A 425-nucleotide genomic window follows, 5' to 3' on the forward strand; every position below is an offset into this window, starting at 1 on the left:
CAGCACCAGCACGGGCACCGCCAGCAGCGCCATCACCAGCAGCCGCCACCGCTCCCCGGCCTCCTCCGCCGCCGGTCCGCCGGACGGCACCCCCTCCGGCGCCAACTCGGCGGTGTAGCCGGCCCGTTCGACCGCCGCGACCAGCTCCTCCAGACCCACCCCGGCCGGATGCAGCACCCGGGCCCGCCCGGTGGCGAGGTTCACCCCGGCGCTCACACCCTCGATCCTGGCCAGCCGCTTCTCCACCCGGCTCACACAGGCCGCGCAGGTCATCCCGCCGACCGCCAGGTCGGTGGACACCAGCGCCTCGGACTCCGCGGCCGCCCTCACCGGGCCGCCCCCATGTCGTGCCCCATTCCGGGCTTCGCGCCGCCTCCGCCACCGGGCGTCAGCCCGGGCGTCACCGGCCCGGCGCCGCGCCCCAC

General features: G+C 78.1%; 1 protein-coding gene. It reads right to left on the reverse strand.

Annotated features, from left to right (window positions below):
- Positions 1–330 (reverse strand): heavy metal-associated domain-containing protein (locus tag VR45_RS30495; protein WP_045943100.1); only part of this gene is annotated, 330 nt, incomplete at its 3' end.
- Positions 331–425 lie beyond the last annotated feature (95 nt).

This window comes from Streptomyces sp. NRRL S-495, assembly GCF_000966955.1.
GTDB lineage: Bacteria > Actinomycetota > Actinomycetes > Streptomycetales > Streptomycetaceae > Kitasatospora > Kitasatospora purpeofusca.